Origin of the sequence: Sphingomonas sp. (assembly GCF_025362505.1) — a bacterium.
In the GTDB taxonomy this organism is placed as follows: domain Bacteria; phylum Pseudomonadota; class Alphaproteobacteria; order Sphingomonadales; family Sphingomonadaceae; genus Sphingomicrobium.
The window spans coordinates 1-20,134 of record NZ_JANYGG010000067.1 but is presented as its reverse complement, the minus strand read 5'-3'; the positions used below and the strand labels follow the sequence as shown (position 1 = coordinate 20,134).

Sequence of the window (20,134 nt, the reverse complement as noted above, 5' to 3'; positions counted from 1 at the left end):
CTAGTCAATCACCACCAGGGGCTGGTCATATTCGACCGGCTGGGCATCGGCGACGAGCAATTGGCGAACAGTGCCGGCCTTGGGGGCGAGGATCGGGTTCATCACCTTCATCGCCTCGATGATCATCAGTGTATCGCCCGCCTTGACCGCATCGCCCGGCGCCACGAACACTTTGCCGCCCGGCTCGGCCGAGAGGAAGACGGTGCCGACCATCGGCGACTTGACCGCGTCGACCGGAGCGGCAGCGGGGGCGTCGGCGGCCGCGGCCGGTGCCGCCGCCCCCGGAGCGAACAACGGGGCCGGCGAATGGTGCGCGACATGCACCGGCGCTGCCTCGCGCCGCACCCTGATCTTGCGGTTGCCGTCCTCGACCTCGATCTCGGTCAGCTCGTTGGCGGTGAGCAGTTCGGCGAGCTCGCGCACGAGCTTCGCGTCAATCCGCATGCTACTCTCGGCGGGCTTCGTCATCCCGCCATCGGCGGGCTTCGCCTTGTCATCGGCCATCAATGTGTCCCTACGGTAATCAGTCGGCTCCCCTGTCAGAGCCGCGCTGTCGCGTCCAGTGCGAGCGTATAGCTCATCGCCCCAAAGCCGCGGATCGAACCCTTGCACACCGCGCCGACGAAACTCTTGTGACGAAAGTCCTCGCGCGCCTCGGGGTTCGACAGATGCACCTCGATCACCGGCACCGTGATGCTGGCGACCGCGTCGCGCAGCGCGACCGAAGTGTGGGTGAAGCCACCCGGGTTGAGGATCACCGCCTTCGCCCCCACCGCCTGCGCCTCGTGCAGCCAGTCGATCAGCTGTCCTTCATGGTTCGACTGGCGCATATCGACGGTCAAGCCGAGCCGCTCGCCCTGCGCGGTCAGCATCGCGCCGATGTCGTCGAGCGTGTCGCGGCCATAGATGTCGGGTTCGCGCGACCCCAGCAGGTTGAGGTTGGGTCCGTTCACCACGAAGATAGTATCGCTCATCGCCCCGCCGATCGTCAGTTGCGCGTCGGGACTGCGCCACCTATCTCGCCCAAGTCAATGACGATCGATTCCACCCTGTCGCTCCGCATCAACGGCGAGCATCGACGCGTGCCCGAGGGGATGACGCTGGCCGAGCTGGTCAACTCGATCGGGCTCGACCCATTGCGCGTCGCGGTTGAGCGCAATCTCGAGATCGTGCCGCGGTCCACATTCGGGACGCTCCGTGTCGAGGATGGCGACGATTACGAGATCGTCCATTTCGTCGGAGGTGGTTGAGATGAACGCGCACCCGAGTATCCCTGCCGACACATGGACCGTCGCTGGCCGCACCTTCTCGTCGCGGCTGATCGTCGGCACCGGCAAGTACAAGAGTTTCGAGGAGAATGCCGCAGCGGTCGAGGCGTCGGGGGCCGAGATCGTCACGGTCGCCGTTCGGCGGGTCAATGTGACCGATCCGAACGCGCCGCGGCTGAGCGATTTTATCGACCCGACCAAGATCGTCTATCTGCCCAATACCGCGGGTTGCTTCACCGCCGAAGAGGCGATGCGGACTTTGCGGCTGGCGCGCGAGGCGGGCGGGTGGAACCTCGTCAAGCTGGAGGTGCTGGCCGAGGCCAAGACGCTCTATCCCGACATGATCGAAACCATCCGCGCGACCGAGCTTCTCGCGAAGGAAGGGTTCGAGGTGATGGTCTATTGCACCGACGACCCGATCATGACGAAGCGCTGCGAGAATGCCGGGGCGGTCGCGGTGATGCCGCTCGGCGCACCGATCGGCTCGGGGCTCGGGGTACAGAACCCGGTCACGATCCGGCTGATCGTCGAACAGTCGCGGGTCCCGGTGCTGGTCGACGCCGGCGTCGGCACCGCGAGCGACGCCGCGGCGGCGATGGAGCTTGGCTGTGATGGGGTCCTCATGAACACCGCCATCGCCGAGGCGAAGGAGCCGGTGCTGATGGCCCACGCGATGCGCCACGCGGTCGCGGCGGGGCGACTGGCCTATCGCGCGGGGCGGATGGCAAAGCGGCGTTACGCGGATCCGTCGAGCCCGCTGGCAGGGCTCATCTAACGGCGAGCGGTGTCCTCGCGTCCCGTAATCGGTAGCGACGGCCTTAAATCGGGTGCCAGAGCATGCTAACATCGGAATGATGGAGAAGAATGGCCGGACACACCGCTGACATGGTTCCACCAGTTGATCTGTTTGGCGCTAACAATCGCCACGTCCGCCTCGTGACCGACAGCCCGATTCCATCGGTGATCAGCAATCCAAGGTTGCCGGACAATCCGATCGTCGCGTGCAATGCCGCGTTTTGCGAACTGACGGGTTATTCGACCGAGGAAGTGGTTGGGCGGAACTGCCGCTTCCTGTCGGGGCCGGCGACAGAGCCGTGGCTCACGGAGGAAATCCGTCGGGGGGTGCGCGAACATCGGCCGGTGCTCGTCGAGATCCTCAACTACAAGCGCAACGGCCAACCGTTCCGAAACGCGGTCCTCGTCGCGCCGATTTACGACGAGCATGACGCACTGTTGTATTTTCTGGGGTCGCAGGTCGAAATCGACTCCGCTGCATCAGCGCCATCGAGCATGCGCCGAATCCGCGCCGCGGAAATGGTGAAGGCACTATCACCGCGGCAAGGACAGGTGCTTAAGCTGGTCGCCAACGGCCTGCTCAACAAGCAGATCGCGGCCGAACTCGACCTTGCCGAAAAGACCGTCAAGATGCACCGCGCGATCCTCATCAATCGGCTGGGGCTGCATACGACAGCTGACCTCATCCGTCTGGCGGTCGAAGCCGGCCTCTGAGCGTGCTGCTTGCGACTAGGCACGAGCGCCGTATCGCCTGATAAACGAGCACGGTTGAAGTCGATGACCGGGGGCATCGCTGCCCCCGGTCACGCTCTTTGCTAATTAGCCCTTGGGCAACAGCACCGCGTCGATCACGTGAATGACGCCGTTCGAGCATGCGATATCGGCGGTCACCACCTTGGCGCCGTTGACGGTCACACCGTGGGTGCCATCAACATGAACCGTTCCGCCGCCTGCGGTGGTCGGGTCCATGACCTGGCCGGCGACGTCTGTGGCCATTACCTTGCCCGGCAGGACGTGGAGCAGCAGGATCGCGGTCAGCTTGTCCTTGTTCTCGGGCTTGACCAGGGTTTCGACAGTGCCGGCGGGCAGCGCGGCGAACGCGTCGTCCGAAGGAGCGAAGACCGTGAACGGACCCGCGCCCTTCAGCGTGCCGACGAGACCGGCTGCCGTAACAGTGGCAACCAGGGTGGTGAACGAGCCGGCGGCTACGGCCGTATCGACGATGTCATGAGTTGAGTCGGTCATTTTTTGGTCCTTCAAGGGGGGGCAGATCGCTAACGCTGGCCACGATGCCGCAAAGGCCCGCGCATGGCGGACACGACAGAGCATCGTTGTTCCAGATAGAGACGTGACCGTCAGCGAGCGGTGCTTAAACCGCGCGAACCCACTCCCATGGACGTGTATCACGCTCAATACGGGCTTAAAGGCACCTTGAACTCGGGCGGCCCGGGTTTAGCCGGGGAGCCGGATGGCGAAGCGGCCTCCGACCCAATTGCGGACATCGGCGTTTAATAATTTAATCGGCCAGCAAAAAGGGGCCGGCGACAGTGCCGACCCCATGATCTTGTATTTCCGTTAGCGACTTAATGCGTGCGATTTGTCGAGCGGGCGCTCGCCCACTGCTTTTGATTCGCGATCCAAGTATCCCTGGCGGCGAACCATGCCGCGCGCTGTTCGGCCCATTGCTGAGGAGACAGCGACTTCCGGTCCACGAGCCACTGATCGCGCATGGCTTGCCATGATTTCCGATCCACTTTGAAGGTGTCACGCCATGTTTCCATGTCATTCTTTAAAGCCTCGCGAATACGGGCGTCGGTCCCCTTCGGCAGAGCCGCACCGCTTCGAGCCGCTTTGGCGATCGCCAGGGCATCGGCCCGGTGCTGCTGCGCCTGGGCTTGATATTCCGTCGGCGTCAGGTGCTGCTGGGCGGCGAAATCACGGCCGAATTGGCCGCGCTGTGAAGCGAAGTCACCGGCTCGACCGGAGGCGCCCATGCCGCCACTGGCACCCATGCCCTGTCCCATGGCGCTCATTCCGCCACCCATGCCGCCACTGGCACCCATACCTCCACCGCCGCCAGCGTGCTGCGCAGTGGCCGCAGTAGCAAAAGCAAAGATGGCGAAACCGCATGCTGCGGTCAAAAAGGGTTTACGCATAGTTTGTAACCTCCTGTGAATTATAACTAAACAGACTGATCATAGCATGTTTTCTGGTTCGTCGAAAATTAAGCCGGCATTGGGACTTGAGGTGCCCTTTCGTCTACTTCCCGGTGGAAAGCTTCCAGTGCAGCCGCTATGCTGAGTGCCTGTTCTGTTCGCGTTGCGTTGCTTGTGGCGAAACCGGGGGATTTTCATGAGATCGACGTTGAATATCGCAGCTGCAGCCGCGTTGACGCTGCTTGCACCGGTTGCTGCATTGGCTGAGCCGCGGCCCGCGACCAAGGGACCGGTCGACGCGCTCGTATCTTCGCCGGGCAACTTCAAGCTCCTGCTGGACAACGAGCATGTCCGAGTCCTGCAATATACCTTACCGCCCGGCGCCCTCGACCACTGGCACACGCATCCACCGCGCGTCGGCTATGTTCTTTCAGGAGCGAAGATTCGGGTGACCGAAGCCGACGGCAGTCACAAGGATTATGACGAAAAGACCGGCGAGACTTATTGGGACGGCTTTTCGCCGCTTCACGACACGCTCAACCTCGATACCAAGCCCTACATCGCGCTGTTGGTCGAAGTGAAAGGCGCTAGCGCCTCAACGGCCTCCGCGAAGGACGCCGAGCGTCAGGCTGCCCTCGGGTTGGCAACCTTGATGTCGACGCCAAAGCCTGACGCAGAGTGAGCGCAGTGGGTCGCTAATCTTAGCGGCGTAATGGCAGGAATGGGTCGAGGCTGAGTGCGGGTCATGTGTCTCCTCCAGTGGCAGTGAATGCGGTCAATGGTTCGCTCGACCGGCACGTTCCGTTCCCACCATTTCGGCAGCGCAGGGAGTGCATGCGACCGACCGAGCAACTTCGCGGCAAGCAGCTCGTTGATCGGCAACACAAACTTCGCAAGGAGCGAGACGATGGGTGAATTCACCGACAAGATCAAAGGCGCTGTCAACAATGCCGTCGGCAACGCCAAGCAGGAATCGGACAATCCCGAGACCCGCGCAGAGGGCGAGCGCCAGGAACTCAAGGGCGACGTCCAGGAAACCAAGGGCAAGATCAAGGGCGTCATCAACGACCTGTAAGCGCCAGCTATGATTGGGCCGTCTCCGCCCAGGAGGCGGTCCTTTCCTTGCGCGAACCGCGCTTGTACCGCTGGCATATGAAAGCCCTCCTCAGTCATGCCCCCGGCGGCCCAGAAACACTCCGCCTCGACGACCTTCCCGAACCCGAGGCCGGCGCCGGCCAGCTCAAGGTTCGCGTCCATGCCGCGGCGATCAACTACCCCGACGTGCTGATCATCGAAGACAGGTACCAGTTGCGTCCCCCGCGCCCGTTCGCACCGGGGGGCGAGATCGCCGGCGAGGTCAGCGCGGTCGGCGCAGGCGTCGAAGGCTGGTCGGTCGGTGACCGGCTGATTGCGGTGTCGGGCTATGGCGGGCTGGCCCAATCGGTCGCGATCCCGGCGACCTCCGCGTTTCGCCTGCCCGCCAGTCGCAGCTTCGTCGACGGCGCCGCGCTGCTGCTGACCTATGCCACCTCGATCCATGCGCTTTATGACCGTGGCCACCTCGAAGCGGGCCAGACCCTGCTGGTCCTCGGCGCGGCGGGCGGGGTCGGGCTTGCCGCGATCGAGCTTGGCAAGGCGCGCGGCGCGCGGGTGATCGCCGCCGTGTCGAGCGAGGAGAAGGCCGCCGCCGCGACGAAGGCCGGCGCCGATGCAACCCTCGTCTATCCGCGCGGCCCGTTCGACCGTGACGGGCAGAAGGCGCTGTCCGAGCAGTTCAAGGCCGCTGTCGGTCCGAAGGGCGCGGACGTGATCTACGACCCGGTCGGCGGTGACTATGCCGAGCCGGCGTTGCGCGCGATCGCGTGGGGAGGGCGTTACCTCGTCGTCGGCTTCCCCGCGGGCATCCCGAAGCTGCCGCTCAACCTTACCCTGCTCAAAAGCTGCGACGTGTGCGGCGTGTTCTGGGGCGCGTTCGCCGCGCGCGATCCCGCCGCCAACGCCGCCCATGTCGAGACACTGTTCCGGCTGTGGGAAGAAGGCAGGATCGCGCCGGTCGTGAGCGCGACCTATCCGCTCGAACGCGGCGGCGAGGCGATTGCCGCGCTTGCGTCGCGCTCGGTCGTCGGCAAGCTTGTGGTGACGCTGGACTAGCGGCGCGCGCGCTCCTATCTCGCGGATAAGAGAGAAAGGCGCCGCATGACCACCTTCAATGATCGCGAACAGGCGTTCGAGGCGAAGTACGCCCGGGACGAAGAAATGGCGTTCCGCATTCTTGCGCGCCGCAACCGGCTGCTTGGCGAATGGGCAGCGCGGTTGATGGGGCTGACCGAAGTCGAGGGCGAAGCCTATGCGAAGGAGGTCATCCGAGCTGAGTTCGAGGAAGCCGGCGACGAGGACGTCATTCGCAAGCTGCTCGGTGACCTGACCGCCGCAGGGATCGAGATCGACGACGCGAAGATCCGCGAGGCGCTGGCGCACAAGACCGTCGACGCGCGCCGCCAGCTGATCGAATCGAAGAGCTGATCATGGCGATGGCCGCGACCGAGATCGAGGCGCTGATCGTGGCGGCCATTCCCGACGCGGCGGTGGAGATCACCGACCTGCGCGGGGACGGCGACCATTATGCCGCGAAAGTCGTGTCGGCGAGCTTCGCGGGCATGAATCGGGTGCGCCAGCATCAGGCCGTCTACGCCGCGCTGGGGGGGCGCATGGGGGGCGAACTTCACGCCCTGCAACTGACAACGGCCATTCCTTCCGGAGATCATCAATGAGCGACCCCGCAACTGCCCGCATCGACGAGCTGGTCAAGGGCAACGACGTCCTGTTGTTCATGAAAGGCACGCCGCTGTTCCCGCAATGCGGCTTCTCGAGTCGTGCGATCAAGATCCTCGATCATCTCGAGGTGCCGTTCGAGACTGTCGACGTGTTGCAGGACCAGGAGCTTCGCCAGGGGATCAAGGCCTATTCCGACTGGCCGACGGTCCCGCAGCTCTACGTCCACGGCGAATTCGTCGGTGGATCGGACATCATGATGGAAATGTTCGAGAGCGGTGAACTCAAGCAACTGGTCGACGCCGCGCCTGACGCGGCCTGATCCCGACCGATCGGGCTGTGGAGTCACGACGCGTGGCCGCAACGAAAAAGGGACGGTGTCGCGGGACCAGAAACCGCTGCACCGTCCCTTTATGTGGTCGTGGAACCAAGTGGACAGTCTCTACTTTGCACGGGCCGTGCCAATTGTGGGGAATAGCGGAATTCTGCCACTTGTCCCGCACCAAGCAAATCAACCCACGATCGAGCCGTAAAATATCCCGACGATTTTTGGTCGTTTCGGGACATTTGCTCGTAACGGGCCGGGCATGACCCAGCGTCTCTATGCCGACCTCACCCAGAGCTGGTCCGAGAAGGGCGGCGGGGTGCGCGTCTATCTCAATCGCAAGCGGCGCTACATTCTCGAACAAACCGATGATCGCCACCTGCTGATCATCCCTGGCGCCGAAGATGCCGTGGTCGAGGAGGGACGGGCAATCACCATCACGCTCCGCTCGCCGCACGTGCCGGGTATTCCTAACTACCGGCTGCTGCTGCGCAACGGTGCGGTCCGTGCGGCGCTCGAGCGGTTCCGGCCCAACCTGATCGAATGCGAGGATGCGTATAACCTGCCATGGGTGGCGATCGCGCATCGCAATCGCTTTCCGGAGACTGCGCTGGTCGCTTCGTTCATGACTGACTTTCCGACCGCTTACGCTTCGCGAATTGGCGAGCGGCTCGGCGGCCAGTGGCTCGCGACCACCTCGGCGCAGATCGCATACCATTATGTCGCGGCGCTCTATCGCCGGTTCGATCGCGTGGTGGCGCTGAGCGAGCATGGCGGAGCGGACAAGTTGCGCGCGATCGGCGTCGAGCGGGTAAGCGTCGCGCCGCTCGGGGTCGACATCGATGATTTCTCGCCCGACCGGCGCGACGAGGCGCTTCGGCGCGAAGCGGGCGCGGGGCCGGGCCAGCCGCTGCTGATCTACGTCGGACGGCTCGACCGCGAGAAGCGCCCCGAAACGGTGGTCGAGGCATTTCGTCAGCTTCCGGCAAACCTCGGCGCGCGGCTTGTCCTGGTTGGCGCAGGTCCGCTGATCGAGGAGTTTGCCGATGAGCCGGGCGTGCTGTGCACCGGCTTCATCACCGATCGCGGCTTGCTTTCGCGCTGGTTGGCGAGCGCGGACCTTTATGTGTCGGGCATGGCCGACGAGACGTTCGGCATCTCGGTGATAGAGGCGCAGGCCTCGGGCTTGCCTGTCGCAGGGGTCGCGGCGGGGGCGATGATCGACCGGGTTCCCGCGGCGCTCGGGCGGCTCGGGCCGGTCGACGATCCAGCCGCGATGGCTGCCAATATCCGCGCGCTGATCGGGGATCCCGGACTGGCCGAGATGGCGCGCGCCGCACGCGAACATGCCGCCGGGCTCGGCTGGGACACGGCGATGAAGCGCTTGTTTGAGGAAGTATTTCCGACAGCATTCGCCTATCGTCGCGAGGCGATGTCAAAGTCTGCCAAGCGAGGAAAGTGAGCGCGCCGGTGAATCCCCCCGACCTTTCCGACCAGCCCTACGCGCGGATCGAACAGATCGAGCCCGGCGTGGCGCGGTTGCTGGCGCATAATCCGTCGGCGTTCACCTACACGGGCACGCAGAGCTACCTTGTCGGTGGAACGGAAGTCGTCGTGATCGACCCCGGGCCCGACCTTCCCGCGCACATCGATGCGCTGGTCGAGGCGATCGGCGGCCGGCCGGTCGTCGCCATCGCCTGCACCCACACCCACCGTGACCATAGCCCGGCCGCCGCCGCGCTGAAGGCTGCGACCGGCGCGCCGATCATCGGCTGCGCGGCGCTTGCGCTCGACACGGTCGGGCCGCGCGCCGATGCCAGTTTCGACTTCGGCTATGCGCCCGACCGGGTGCTGGGCGACGGCGAGGCGATCGAGGTCGACGGCGGTCGGCTGGTCGCGGTCGCCACGCCGGGGCACACCTCGAACCACCTCTGCTATGAGTTTGGCGATGCGCTGTTCACCGGCGATCATGTCATGGGCTGGTCGACCACCGTCGTGGTCCCGCCCGATGGCGACATGGCCGCCTATATGGCGAGCCTCGACAAGCTGCGGCACCGCAAGGATCGGGTGTTCTATCCCGCGCATGGCCCGGCGGTGACCAAGCCGCAGCAACTCGTCCGCGGGATGATCGGCCATCGAATGCAGCGCGAGAAGCAGATCCTGCGGCTGCTCGGCGAGGGGCGGGATACCATCCCCGACATCGTTGCGGGTGCCTATCCGGGGCTCGACCAGCGGCTGGTCCCGGCGGCGGGCGGGTCGGTGCTGGCGCATCTCGTGGACCTTGAACGGCGCGGGATTGTTCAGACTAACGGAGAGACATGGACCGCCGCCCCCTGAACCCCATCGCGATCGTCGCGATCCTTGCCGCGCTGGTCGTCGGCCTGCTCGTCGGCGGTGGGCTCGACCTCAAGCGCAAGCTGTTCGGCGGCGACGTGACGAGCATCGCTCGCGCCAGCCTCGAATCGATGCGCGCGCAGAACCGGCTGGTGCCGTTCGTCGCGCGCTATGTGTCGGTCGTTACGTCGAAGCAGTCGCAGCTGATGTTCACCTCGGAGCGGACGCTCGTCCTCCCCGGCGACGTGCGCTACGAGCTCGACCTTGCCAAGCTCGGCGAGCGCGACGTGACGTGGGACGACGACACGAAAACCCTGTCGGTCAGGCTCCCCGAGATCGAGATCGCCGGCCCCGAGGTCGATCTGGCGGCGGCGCGCGAATACGGCAGCGGTGGCGTGCTCGGCGCGCTGACCGACAGCCGCACCCAGCTCGATGACGCGAACCGTTCTAAGGCCGTCGCCGACCTCCGCAAACAGGCGCAGGCCGCAACCCCGATGCGGCTCGCCCGCGAGGCGGCGCGTCAAGCCGTCGAGCATAGTTTCGCGCTGCCGCTCCGCGCCGCGGGGATCGCTGACGCCAAAGTAGTTGCACGATTCGCTTCAGATCCGACGAACGACCCGTCTTACATCGATCGCTCGCGCTCTTATAATGAGGTCATGGCCACGGGCCGTTGAGGAGTATCAAGTGACCGTCCACTCCCGCCTACGCGGACCCGACCTGATCGATGAGATCGCGCGCCTCAAGAAGGAGCGCAACGCGGTCATCCTGGCGCATTATTACCAGCGGCCCGAGTTGCAGGACCTCGCCGATTTCGTCGGCGACAGCCTCGACCTGTCGCGCAAGGCCGCGGCGACCGATGCCGACGTCATCGCCTTCTGCGGGGTCCGGTTCATGGCGGAGACGGCGAAGATATTGTCGCCGCAAAAGACTGTCATCCTGCCCGACATGGACGCCGGATGCAGCTTGGAGGACAGCTGCCCGCCCGACCAGTTCAAAGCGTTCCGCGAGGCCCACCCGGACCATATCGCGCTGACCTACATCAATTGCTCGGCCGAGGTGAAGGCGCTCAGTGACATCATCGTCACCTCGTCGTCGGCCGACATCATCCTCAAGCAGATCCCGCTCGACCAGAAGATCATCTTCGGTCCCGACCGGCACCTCGGCGGCTATCTTGCCCGCCGCACCGGTCGAGAGATGCTGCTGTGGCCGGGCATCTGCATCGTCCACCAGGCTTTTTCCGAGACCGAACTGCTGAAGCTAATGGCCGAGAATCCGGGTGCACCGGTCGCCGCGCACCCCGAATGCCCGCCGCAGATCGTCGACCATGCGACGCTGGTCGGGTCGACCAAGGCGATCCTCGACTTCGCGCTGACTTCGCCCGCGCAGACGATCATCGTCGCGACCGAGCCGCACATCATCCACCAGATGGAGAAAGCTGCGCCGCACAAGCGCTTCATCGGCGCGCCCGGCGGCGACGGCAACTGCAATTGCAACATGTGCCCGTACATGGCGCTCAACACGCTGGAAAAGCTGCACGACGCGCTGCGCGACCTCAGGCCGCGGATCGAGCTGTCGACCGACCTCATGGACCGCGCCCGCGTCCCGCTCGAGCGGATGCTCGAGATGGCCGGGCGGACGGTCGGACAGGGTGATGTCGGGGCACCGAAGATCAGCGGTGACTAGTCCGGCGGCGACATTGTTCGCGTCTTTCCCGGCGCGTGAAGGCAGGGGCATCGACCCGGGCAGCTTCGCAGCCCGGCAACTCGCCCTGCTGATGCCGGAAATCGCGGTGATGCTGGCGGTAACCCTGCTGTGCACCGCACTCTATCATCTTGGCGGCGAGTCAGCCGTGAACGTCATCGCCCCCCTGACGATCCTGGTCACGGCAGCGATCGCCAATTTCATGATGGTCAGGCAGGAAAGCAACGCGCTGCTGACGCCGCTCTTCGGATTGCGACTGATCGCGCTGGTAGTGATGGGCGCAGGCAGCCTCTATGATGTGGCCGCACCCGACTTCGTCAGGGAGCGAATTGACTATCTGTTCGTCACTTCTGTCGCCGACGCGGCCAAGGTAAATCTCGTGTGGCTGACCGGGATGGACATGTTGCTCATCGGCGTTGCCGCTGGATTGCGCATTTTCGCTTACCAAGGAGCGCGGCGTCGCCTGTCCAGCCTTGGCGCACATTCTTTCAACGTCGGGCTGATCACATTCCTGGCCGGGTTCTTTGTTACGAGCTTGGCGACAATTGCGGACACATTTGAATTTTCCCGGCGAGTTCCTTCGAGCATCGGCAGCGTTGCCCAGGCCATTGAGTTCACCGGCCTGTTTATTGTCGGGCGAGATTTCGACCGCAACTTGCTGGCGAAGGTCGTGGTGGTGGTCGGTCTGATCGCACTGACTTTCCTGTCACTCATCAGCCTCAACAAGTCCGTGTTACTATATCCCGCGCTCATCGCAGTGCTCGGGATTATTTCGTTTAAAATCAACGTCCGGCGAATTATCATCGGTTCGGCGGTGATCGTCACGCTGTTCGCACTCATCAACCCGGTGACGAACTACACGCGGATCCGAAATCTCCAGGAACACGGACAGTCCGGTCAGGCTTCACTGAGCGAACGTTTGGGTTACGCTCAGGAATACATGAACGGAGAGAAGTTACCCGGAGAAGAGATTCCTGCTATAGCCAGGGTCGACTATGTTATGCCGGCAGCGTTTGTCATCTCTCAGTTTGATAATGGGCTGCCATCGGATGAACTGAAAAACTCCGGCTATATGTTCATTCCGAGATTTTTATGGCAGGACAAACCAATTACATCGAATTCTGGTTTAGTTCTCAGTCAGTTGCTTGGAATTCAATCGGTTAACCAGATCGGCGTCACAACGTTTGCAGATTTGTACTGGAACGCAGGATGGTGGAGTTTGGTGCTGGTGCTGCCATTGGGTATTTATTTTGGAGCGATGACGATCGCTACGCGAAATATACTCGCGGACGGAGACTGGGTTATGTTCCCCTTCGTGCTTTCTATCTTCGCGATGTCACTCAACCTCGATAAGGACTATTTGGCCGCCTTGGTTATCCCGGTCCTTATAAATACCGTATTTTATTATTTATTGCGCATCGCTGGATCACTTTTACCGAGCGCGCGCAGGTCCGCCGTTGGCGAGACAGGACATTGACCGGAATCCGATCAACGTGGCTATCGCTCCGCCGGTGGATGATATCGATCGAGATGGCGCTTGATGCGTCTTAGATTGATGCTGTTCGACCGGTAAAAGAAATCCGGCACCGCGCCGATGAACGGGATCAGCCCGAGCAGGAAATCGAACCCGACCGTTCCCGCCATGCGCGCCATCTTGGTTTTCGACATGCCGAGGTTGCGCGCTTCCCAGATCATGTAGCTGCCGAGCGCCGCCGCCGCGACATCGCCGGCGACGGGCACCAGGTCCAGGATCACGTCGAGCCCGAACTTGCGGTTGGTGCCGGGGATGGTGATCAGCCCCTCGAGCAATTTCTCCATCGCCTCGACGCGTTGGCGGACAGCCCGGGGATCGCTCGATCCCAGCCTGTTTATCCTGGTCAGCGGCTGGGCCATGTCACTCTTTTCCTCTGATGGGCTTGGTGCCCAGCGCAACCAACGTGTGGCGACCGAAACGGTTCTCGCCAAAGCCCGGCGCGTCGGCCGACACCAGGGACCAGCGGATCGGCGCGGCCAGCGGGATCAGCAGATTTTCGGCATCGATCCGCTGTGCCGCCAGCACCAACAACTGGGCGCGCTGCTGGGGCGACATGGTTGTGCGCGCCGCGTCGCTGAGCGCGTCGATGTCCGGATCGCACAAGGGCACACGATCGCACCGCAGACGGCGCACGAACCATGCGGGCGAGCTGGACGGCGCGACCTCATCAATCAGCTTCAGGTCGACCGGGGCGCCTGCAGGAGCGGGGACCAATTTCAGTCCGAGCGGCGCGAGGTCGGCGGCCAGCCGGTTGAACAGCAGTGTCGATCCCGGTCCCGCCGGCAGGCTGATCGTCAGTTCCGGCCGGGGTTTCTTTCCGAACAGGCGGTTCGCGTCGGTGATCAGCGCGGGCCGGCGCTGTGCTAGCGGGACGGCGGCCCAGGCCGGCGGCGCGATGTCGCCAATTCCCTCGAGGCCTGGCTGGAAGAGCGTGGTGCGTGACGTGAGGCCGTCGACGTCGAACGACGAGACCAGCGCGTCCCGGTCGATCGCCCGCGCAATCAGGCTGCGCAGCGCCTTGTCGGCAAGCGGCCCGCCGGCACGACCGGGAACGAGCGCGAACAATCCCGCGACCGGGTCGAAACGCAGCGTGCCGCGGGGTACGCCGATCATCCGGACGACCGGTAGGTCGGAGAAATTCCCGCCGAACACCGCGTCGCCGTCGCCGGCCTTGAAGCGCGCGACTGCCGACGGCGCCGGGAGCCCGGCGAGGTGGACGTCTTCGCGCACCTCCTCGTCGCCATCCGAGCCCGGGGTCATTCGGCGCAAGTGGAGCGGTTCTTCGGGCTTCGATGGCAACAGCATGAAGGGGCCGCTGCCCTCGGTCTCATCGTCGTTCGCGCGGAAAATCGCGAATTCAGGTTGGGCGAGCAGCTGGAGCAGGTTCGGGCGCGGGGCGCTCAGCCTGATTTCGATCACGCGGTCGGTCATCGCGACGATCTCGTCGATCGCCCCGACCGTGTCCTTCAGTGTGTTGAGGCCATTCGAGCGACGTACCCGATTGAGGATCCGCGCCACCTCGCGCCCGTCGATCTTGCGCCCTGACGGCCATTTCCCCGATTCCAGCCGGAAGATGTAGCTGAGGCCGTCGTCGCTGACGTTCCACCGCTCGGCGAGCCCTTGGTCGATCTGGCCGCGCGCGTCGAACCGCACGAGCCCCTGCGCCGCGCTGGCGAGCAAGAGCGCGTCGGCGTTCGACAGCGTTCCCGCCGCCGGGTCGGCGAACTTTGGAGTGTCGCCGATCACCGTGACGTCGATCGAGCCGGTCTTGGCGCGGTGGCAGGCGCCGAGCGCCGCGACCGCGCCAAGCAGGAGCAACGTTGAGGCAAGGCGGGACCGGCGGGGCATCTGACGGGTTTAGCCGCAATGCGCGGTTCATCAACCGTCTGGATATAGCGGACCAACTGTTTTACTGGACTAAGGCAGTGGCACCTGACGGGCGCCGTTCGATCAAGGATGACGATGGCGGACAGCGATCAGATCTGGCGGCGCGGTGGGACCAACGTCGAGGACCTGCCCGATCCGCTCGCGCCTGCGCCGCCGCCGGGCGATGGACGTCCCCCGATCGATCCGGTCGCCCGGGCCGTGCGCCGCCTGCGCCGCCGGCGGGTGCTCAAATACGGCGCCTATGCCTTCTTCGCGCTGTTCCTCATCACCATCCTGTGGCTGGTGATCACCGCGCCCTTGTCGCGGGCGCTCGAACCGTTGCCGGCGCCGGCGATGCTGATCGTCGCCGACAATGGTGAGCCGATCGCGCGGCGCGGCGCGGTCAAGGACGCGCCAGTTGACGTGACGAAGCTGAACCCGCTGACCCCGGCGGCGTTCGTCGCAATCGAGGACCGGCGCTTCTATTCGCACTGGGGGATCGACCCCCGCGGGATCGCGCGCGCGATGGTCGCCAACATCCGGGCTGGCGGCGTGCGCGAGGGCGGGTCGACGATCACCCAGCAGCTCGCCAAGACCAGCTTCCTGTCGTCGGACCGCAGCCTCAAGCGCAAGGCGCAGGAGGTGATCATCGCCTTCTGGCTCGAGGCGTGGCTGACCAAGCAGGAGATTCTCTCACGCTATCTGTCGTCGGTATATTTCGGTGATGGCGTCTATGGCCTGCGCGCCGCCGCGCACCATTATTTCGGGCGCGAGCCGCAGCAGCTGAGCCTTGCGCAATCGGCGATGTTCGCCGGGATGGTCCAGGCGCCGTCACGACTTGCCCCGACGCAGCACCTCGCCGCCGCCCAGGCGCGGAGCCGGCTGGTGCTCGCCGAGATGGTGGAGACCAAGGTCATCACTGCGGGTCGAGCGCGCGCGACCAGGCTCGCGCGTCCGGTCGGGGTCGATAGTCGAGTGCCAACCGGGACCTATTTCGCCGACTGGGTCGCACCCGCTGCGCAGGCCAGTTTCACCGCCGATTACGGCCAGGTGACGGTGCCAACGACGCTCGACCCGGCGCTTCAGCGGCTGGCGATCCGCGCGATCAACGGGTCACCGGTCGGCGATGCGCAGGTCGCGCTGGTCGCGATGCGGCCAACCGGCGAGGTGGTCGCGATGGTCGGCGGCAAGAGCTACCGGGATTCGCCGTTCAACCGCGCGACGCAGGCGCGGCGACAGCCGGGGTCGGCGTTCAAGCTGTTCGTCTACCTCGCCGCGTTGCGCGCCGGCTACACGCCCGACACGATCATCGAGGATACGCCGGTCACCATCGATGGCTGGAAGCCGGTCAACAGCGACGGCGTCTATCGCGGGCGGATCACGATGCGCGAGGCGTTCGCGCGCTCGTCGAACGCGGCGACAGTGCGGCTCGCCGAGCGCGTCGGGCGGGCGAACATCATCCGTGCCGCACGCGAGCTCGGAATCGGCAGCGCGCTCGCCGACCGGCCGAGCCTGTCGCTCGGCGCGTCGGGCACAAGCCTGATCGAGTTGACCTCGGCCTATGCCGCGGTTGCCGGGGGACGCTATCCGGTGAGCCCGCGCGGGCTGCCGGTGAAGGGCGATGCGCCGCGTTCGATGTTCTCGGGCCTGCTCGAGCGCGACGGGCGGCTCGACCCCAACCGAGACTGGGCGCCGATGCTCGACCTGCTGTGGTCGGCGGCCAACGAGGGCACCGGCAAGCGGGCCGCGCTGAGTGTGCCGACGTTTGGCAAGACCGGGACGAGCCAGGACAATCGCGACGCGCTGTTCGTCGGCTTCGCGGGCGACCTGGTGGTCGGGGTGTGGGTCGGTCGGGACGACAACAAGTCGCTCGGGAAGGTCAGTGGCGGGACGCTGCCGGCGGCGATCTGGAAGAGCTTCATGGCGCCGGCGCTGAGCATCGATCGGCGCGCCGGCCCGTTGTTGCCCGAGGCGTTCCACGTGCCGCAGCCGGTCGCGCCACCCGAGCCTAGTGAGTCACCGCTGCCACCCGAGTGGAGCGACGGGACCAAGGTGCTGCGCGACCTCGCCAAGACGATCGACCGGCTGCTCGGGGGACTGTAATCTTCGATCTTTTCGAACTTTGCCCATACCGTGGTCGGGAAGAGCAAATTTACTAATATAGATTAATTATTATGTGAAGAGCGAGCCGACGAATACCGCTTGCGACGTCAACTTTTCGCGGCGGTTGACTTGCGCCTGGCGGGACGAGAGAAATTATCGGTAATCGCTTTTAACTGACGAACCGGAAACTGATTAGCTGAAACTGGAGAATGATTGTCATTCTCGACATTGCAGAAGCGTAGATCGTCGATTTCAACATCGACCAGATCCGCTTTTATTCTGACGGTGTCCCAGCTGTTGAGGAACGAGCGATAAGGCTTTTGAGTGACCGGGTTGGCGAGGAGGTAGGAGCATTTCTCCCATCGCGGCAATTTGCGAATAATCTCGATTGCCTCTCGCGATAGCTCGACGCGTCGTTCCTTGCCGGCCTTTGCCGATGGAATGACCCACACGCCTGCGTCGAGGTCGATCTGATCCCAGCGGGCTTCGAGCAAATCGCGTTGTCGGACCCGGGTGAGGATCAACAGCGCGACGATATGCTTGAGCTGCGGGTTGGCGCTGGCTTCCGCGGCTTCCTTCAACCGACCGATCTCGTCGCGGGTCAACGGGCGTTCGTGGACATCGCGACTGCCACGCGCCGAAGTGACTTGAAGGCCATCGCGAAGGCCATTTACGCACCCCCATTGCATGGCCTGCACATATAATTGCCCTAAGATGGCCTGCAGCCGGGTGACCGTGGACGGCTCAAGATCCTCCTCTTCGGATTTGGTGGCGAGCCAATTCGCGATCATCGACGGTGCCAGTTGATCAGGGCGCATGTGACCGAAACTGGGCAGGATGTGATTGTGCAGGCAGTGCGAATCACTGGCATGCCGGCTAGTGTCGCCGCGCACCTGATCGAGATATTGTTCAGCCAGGACCACGACGGTCGGAAGACCACCAATGCCATCAGTGCCGGGGTTTCCATGACCCGTGCCGCGAGCCAATGCCTGGCGACTCGCGACCGGTCCGGCGCCATTCGCGTCACCGGTCGGAACGGGAGCTCGCGAGGGCGCCAGACCAAGCTTTGAGCGCAGGGACTCCATGGCCGACGAATTGTCTGGCTGGGGAACCGGCGGGCGTTCCACGTTGCCAAAAGCCGGCAGTCCCGCCGTCTGAAGCGTATAGGGAGACACCGGCATGGCGGTCCGCAGTCCGCCACGGCCGTCACTCACCAAGGCCTGTTCAAACACGAGACCCTGCTGGCGATTGCGAGATCGATTGATCGTGGCACAGGCGAGGTGCCCTTCGCCAAAATCAATGATCAGCTGACTGCCAAACGGAACATCATCGAGCCCTTCGACCAGCGCTCCCGTTTCGGACAGATTGCGGATCAGGACCGAACGATAGTGATTGCCGAAAATTGCCCGAACTGTCCGATACATGGAAAGGCGGTCGCTGCGCTGTTTGGTCGGACCGGTCGGAGGAATGATCCACTCGCCCGTCTCAAGCCGTTCCTTCAATTCGTCGGAGGCAATTGCCTGGCTGTAAATATAACCCTGGACGTGACTGACCCGAAGACTCTGGATGAGTGCGAGCTGATCATGAGACTCGATGCCTTCGGCGGTCGTCTCCATTCCCAGCGCTTCGGCCAAGGCGACGATGGCCGCGATGATCGCGCCGTTACGAGACCCGGGAAGCGTTGCCGCTCGCACGAAGCTCTGGTCGATCTTGATCTTGTCGAATGGTGCCGTCCTCAGGTAGCCGAGCGACGAATAACCGGTGCCAAAGTCGTCGAGCGCAAGCCGCACACCGATTTGCTTGAGCGAAGCAAACACCGTGTCGGCCGCCGCCGAATCGCTGAGGAAGACGCCTTCGGTAATCTCCAGCTCGAGCCGATCGGGAGAAAGCCCGGATGAAGCCAGCGCCGATGTCACGATCGACGGCAAGGATCCGCTCGTGAACTGGATCGGCGACACGTTGACCGCGACCCTCAGCTTGCCCGGCCAGCTTGCCGCATCTTCGCATGCCTTGCGCAGGATCCACTCGCCCAATGGGCCGATCAGATTGGCTTCCTCGGCGATCGGAATGAACAGGGCAGGCGAAATTGATCCTCGCTCCGGGTGGTGCCAGCGGACAAGCGCCTCAACGCCCGTCGTCACATTGTTTCTGGCGTTTACGATTGGCTGATAGAAAACGTGAATTTCGCCTTTTTCGAGCGCATCGCGGAGATCCTCTTCAAGCACGCGCTTGTCTTCGGCCGCCTGCAGCAGGTCACTTGAAAAAAAGCTGACACAACCGCGTCCACTGCCTTTGGCCGCGTAAAGCGCGAGATCGGCGTTGCGGATGAGGTCGTCGCTGTTTCGTCCGTCGATCGGGCTCACCGCAATCCCGATCGAGGCGCCGATGATGCACCGGCTGCCTTCGATCGAATAAGGTTGCGACAGGCTTGCAATGATCTTGTTGCCGAGTTGAAGCACGACGTCACGATCACTGCAATCGCGCAGGATCACCTGGAATTCGTCACCGCCAAGCCGGAAGATGCGTTTCTTGTCGCCAACAATTCTGAAGAGCCGATCGGCGACCTGCTTGAGCAGGGCATCACCGGCCGGATGGCCCAACGTGTCATTGACCTGTTTGAATCGATCGAGATCGAGCATCAGCACGGCGCAAGGCCGCTTGTGGATGTCCGTTCCGTTGAGGTTGGCTTCCAGGACTTCCGCCATCCGCAGTCGATTGGGCAGGCCCGTCAACGAATCGTGCATCGCCAATCGCGACGCGCGTTCGGACGATTTACGCTGCTCCGTGATGTCCACACCGCTGCCACGGAAGCCGGTAAACTGGCCTTGCGCGTCGAACTGGGGAGTTCCGGAGACCGACCACAAGCGCGGGTCATGCGCGACCGCGGCCCGCACGATGAGCTTCTCGAATTTGGATTGCTTGGTGAGCATGAACGGCAGGTTCCGACCCGCACCGGTTCCCTCATCCCCCTTGACGAACAGGTCGGCGAGCGGCGCGCCAATCATGGTGTCGGGCTGGTCGGTCAGAAGCGGAACGATCCGGTCGGTCAGATAGGTCAGGCAACCGCTCGCATCGGTCGCCCAAAACCAGCCTTGGCAAGACTCCTCATAGGCTTTCAGGATCAGCGATGCTTCTATCGGGCTAGGGTCAGGACCCATTGATTTGAGAGGCGCGATCTGATTCAGGCTCCGCAAGGAGACGGAGCATGAGCAACCTGTACTGGCTGACGGACGAGCAGATGGCGCGGCTTGAGCCGTATTTTCCCAAGAGTCACGGCAGG

20 protein-coding genes and 1 pseudogene are annotated in these 20,134 nt (G+C 63.8%); 14 read left to right on the top strand and 7 right to left on the bottom strand.

Annotated elements, in window-relative coordinates; genetic code table 11:
* A complete protein-coding gene (gene accB, locus Q0R27_RS06300) occupies positions 1 to 504 on the bottom strand; it encodes an acetyl-CoA carboxylase biotin carboxyl carrier protein (protein ID WP_293942438.1) in 504 nt (167 codons plus the stop codon).
* Between the two features lie 35 nt (positions 505 to 539).
* Positions 540 to 974, bottom strand: a complete 435-nt coding sequence (gene aroQ, locus Q0R27_RS06295; protein ID WP_293942436.1) for a type II 3-dehydroquinate dehydratase — start codon at positions 972 to 974, stop codon at positions 540 to 542.
* A 57-nt stretch (positions 975 to 1,031) separates the two neighbouring features.
* On the opposite strand from aroQ, the pseudogene thiS reads away from it, so the two are divergent.
* A pseudogene (gene thiS / locus Q0R27_RS06290) lies at positions 1,032 to 2,043 on the top strand (sulfur carrier protein ThiS).
* A gap of 89 nt (positions 2,044 to 2,132) precedes the next feature.
* Positions 2,133 to 2,777, top strand: coding sequence for a LuxR C-terminal-related transcriptional regulator (locus Q0R27_RS06285; protein ID WP_293942434.1), 645 nt, complete (start codon positions 2,133 to 2,135; stop codon positions 2,775 to 2,777).
* 105 nt (positions 2,778 to 2,882) lie between these two features.
* Here the strand turns inward: Q0R27_RS06285 and Q0R27_RS06280 are convergent, their stop codons facing one another.
* Together Q0R27_RS06280 and Q0R27_RS06275 are read right to left on the bottom strand one after the other, a co-directional pair.
* Complete coding sequence (locus Q0R27_RS06280) at positions 2,883 to 3,308, bottom strand: fasciclin domain-containing protein (protein WP_293942432.1); 426 nt, start codon at positions 3,306 to 3,308, stop codon at positions 2,883 to 2,885.
* 338 nt (positions 3,309 to 3,646) lie between these two features.
* A complete protein-coding gene (locus tag Q0R27_RS06275) occupies positions 3,647 to 4,219 on the bottom strand; it encodes a hypothetical protein (protein ID WP_293942430.1) in 573 nt (190 codons plus the stop codon).
* A gap of 145 nt (positions 4,220 to 4,364) precedes the next feature.
* Between Q0R27_RS06275 and Q0R27_RS06270 the strand changes: the two genes are divergently transcribed.
* The 11 genes from Q0R27_RS06270 to Q0R27_RS06220 all read left to right on the top strand — a co-directional run bounded on the left by Q0R27_RS06270 (position 4,365) and on the right by Q0R27_RS06220 (position 12,828).
* Positions 4,365 to 4,901 carry a hypothetical protein gene (locus Q0R27_RS06270; protein ID WP_293942428.1) on the top strand — a complete coding sequence of 179 codons (537 nt, stop codon included), beginning with the start codon at positions 4,365 to 4,367 and terminating at the stop codon, positions 4,899 to 4,901.
* Between the two features lie 225 nt (positions 4,902 to 5,126).
* Positions 5,127 to 5,294, top strand: coding sequence for a CsbD family protein (locus Q0R27_RS06265; protein ID WP_293942425.1), 168 nt, complete (start codon positions 5,127 to 5,129; stop codon positions 5,292 to 5,294).
* 77 nt (positions 5,295 to 5,371) lie between these two features.
* Positions 5,372 to 6,370, top strand: a complete 999-nt coding sequence (locus tag Q0R27_RS06260; protein ID WP_293942534.1) for an NADPH:quinone oxidoreductase family protein — start codon at positions 5,372 to 5,374, stop codon at positions 6,368 to 6,370.
* 45 nt (positions 6,371 to 6,415) lie between these two features.
* Positions 6,416 to 6,742: a DUF1476 domain-containing protein gene (locus Q0R27_RS06255; RefSeq protein WP_293942422.1), complete on the top strand. Its 327-nt coding sequence runs from the start codon at positions 6,416 to 6,418 to the stop codon at positions 6,740 to 6,742.
* Positions 6,743 to 6,744: 2 nt separating this feature from the next.
* Positions 6,745 to 6,990, top strand: a complete 246-nt coding sequence (locus Q0R27_RS06250; protein ID WP_293942419.1) for a BolA family transcriptional regulator — start codon at positions 6,745 to 6,747, stop codon at positions 6,988 to 6,990.
* Entirely contained in the window at positions 6,987 to 7,313 is a 327-nt protein-coding gene (gene grxD / locus Q0R27_RS06245) for a Grx4 family monothiol glutaredoxin (protein WP_293942415.1), read from the top strand. Before Q0R27_RS06250 ends, grxD begins: the two co-directional genes overlap by 4 nt.
* A gap of 265 nt (positions 7,314 to 7,578) precedes the next feature.
* A complete protein-coding gene (locus Q0R27_RS06240) occupies positions 7,579 to 8,778 on the top strand; it encodes a glycosyltransferase (protein WP_293942412.1) in 1,200 nt (399 codons plus the stop codon).
* Positions 8,775 to 9,653, top strand: coding sequence for an MBL fold metallo-hydrolase (locus Q0R27_RS06235; protein ID WP_293942409.1), 879 nt, complete (start codon positions 8,775 to 8,777; stop codon positions 9,651 to 9,653). Before Q0R27_RS06240 ends, Q0R27_RS06235 begins: the two co-directional genes overlap by 4 nt.
* On the top strand, positions 9,635 to 10,324 hold the full coding sequence (locus Q0R27_RS06230) for a DUF4230 domain-containing protein (protein ID WP_293942406.1): 690 nt from the start codon (positions 9,635 to 9,637) through the stop codon (positions 10,322 to 10,324). Before Q0R27_RS06235 ends, Q0R27_RS06230 begins: the two co-directional genes overlap by 19 nt.
* Positions 10,325 to 10,334: 10 nt before the next feature.
* On the top strand, positions 10,335 to 11,333 hold the full coding sequence (nadA, locus tag Q0R27_RS06225; protein ID WP_293942403.1) for a quinolinate synthase NadA: 999 nt from the start codon (positions 10,335 to 10,337) through the stop codon (positions 11,331 to 11,333).
* On the top strand, positions 11,326 to 12,828 hold the full coding sequence (locus Q0R27_RS06220) for a hypothetical protein (RefSeq protein WP_293942400.1): 1,503 nt from the start codon (positions 11,326 to 11,328) through the stop codon (positions 12,826 to 12,828). Before nadA ends, Q0R27_RS06220 begins: the two co-directional genes overlap by 8 nt.
* A gap of 20 nt (positions 12,829 to 12,848) precedes the next feature.
* On the opposite strand, the gene Q0R27_RS06215 is transcribed toward Q0R27_RS06220, so the two are convergent.
* Together Q0R27_RS06215 and Q0R27_RS06210 are read right to left on the bottom strand one after the other, a co-directional pair.
* Positions 12,849 to 13,244: a DUF4112 domain-containing protein gene (locus Q0R27_RS06215; protein ID WP_293942397.1), complete on the bottom strand. Its 396-nt coding sequence runs from the start codon at positions 13,242 to 13,244 to the stop codon at positions 12,849 to 12,851.
* A 1-nt stretch (position 13,245) separates the two neighbouring features.
* On the bottom strand, positions 13,246 to 14,733 hold the full coding sequence (locus Q0R27_RS06210) for an ABC transporter substrate-binding protein (protein ID WP_293942394.1): 1,488 nt from the start codon (positions 14,731 to 14,733) through the stop codon (positions 13,246 to 13,248).
* 114 nt (positions 14,734 to 14,847) lie between these two features.
* Between Q0R27_RS06210 and Q0R27_RS06205 the strand changes: the two genes are divergently transcribed.
* Positions 14,848 to 16,854 (top strand): transglycosylase domain-containing protein, encoded by a 2,007-nt coding sequence (locus tag Q0R27_RS06205; RefSeq protein ID WP_293942391.1) that lies wholly within the window; start codon positions 14,848 to 14,850, stop codon positions 16,852 to 16,854.
* 107 nt (positions 16,855 to 16,961) lie between these two features.
* Here Q0R27_RS06205 and Q0R27_RS06200 read toward each other — a convergent pair whose 3' ends face one another.
* Positions 16,962 to 20,048 carry an EAL domain-containing protein gene (locus tag Q0R27_RS06200; RefSeq protein ID WP_293942388.1) on the bottom strand — a complete coding sequence of 1,029 codons (3,087 nt, stop codon included), beginning with the start codon at positions 20,046 to 20,048 and terminating at the stop codon, positions 16,962 to 16,964.
* Between the last annotated feature and the right edge of the window lie 86 nt (positions 20,049 to 20,134).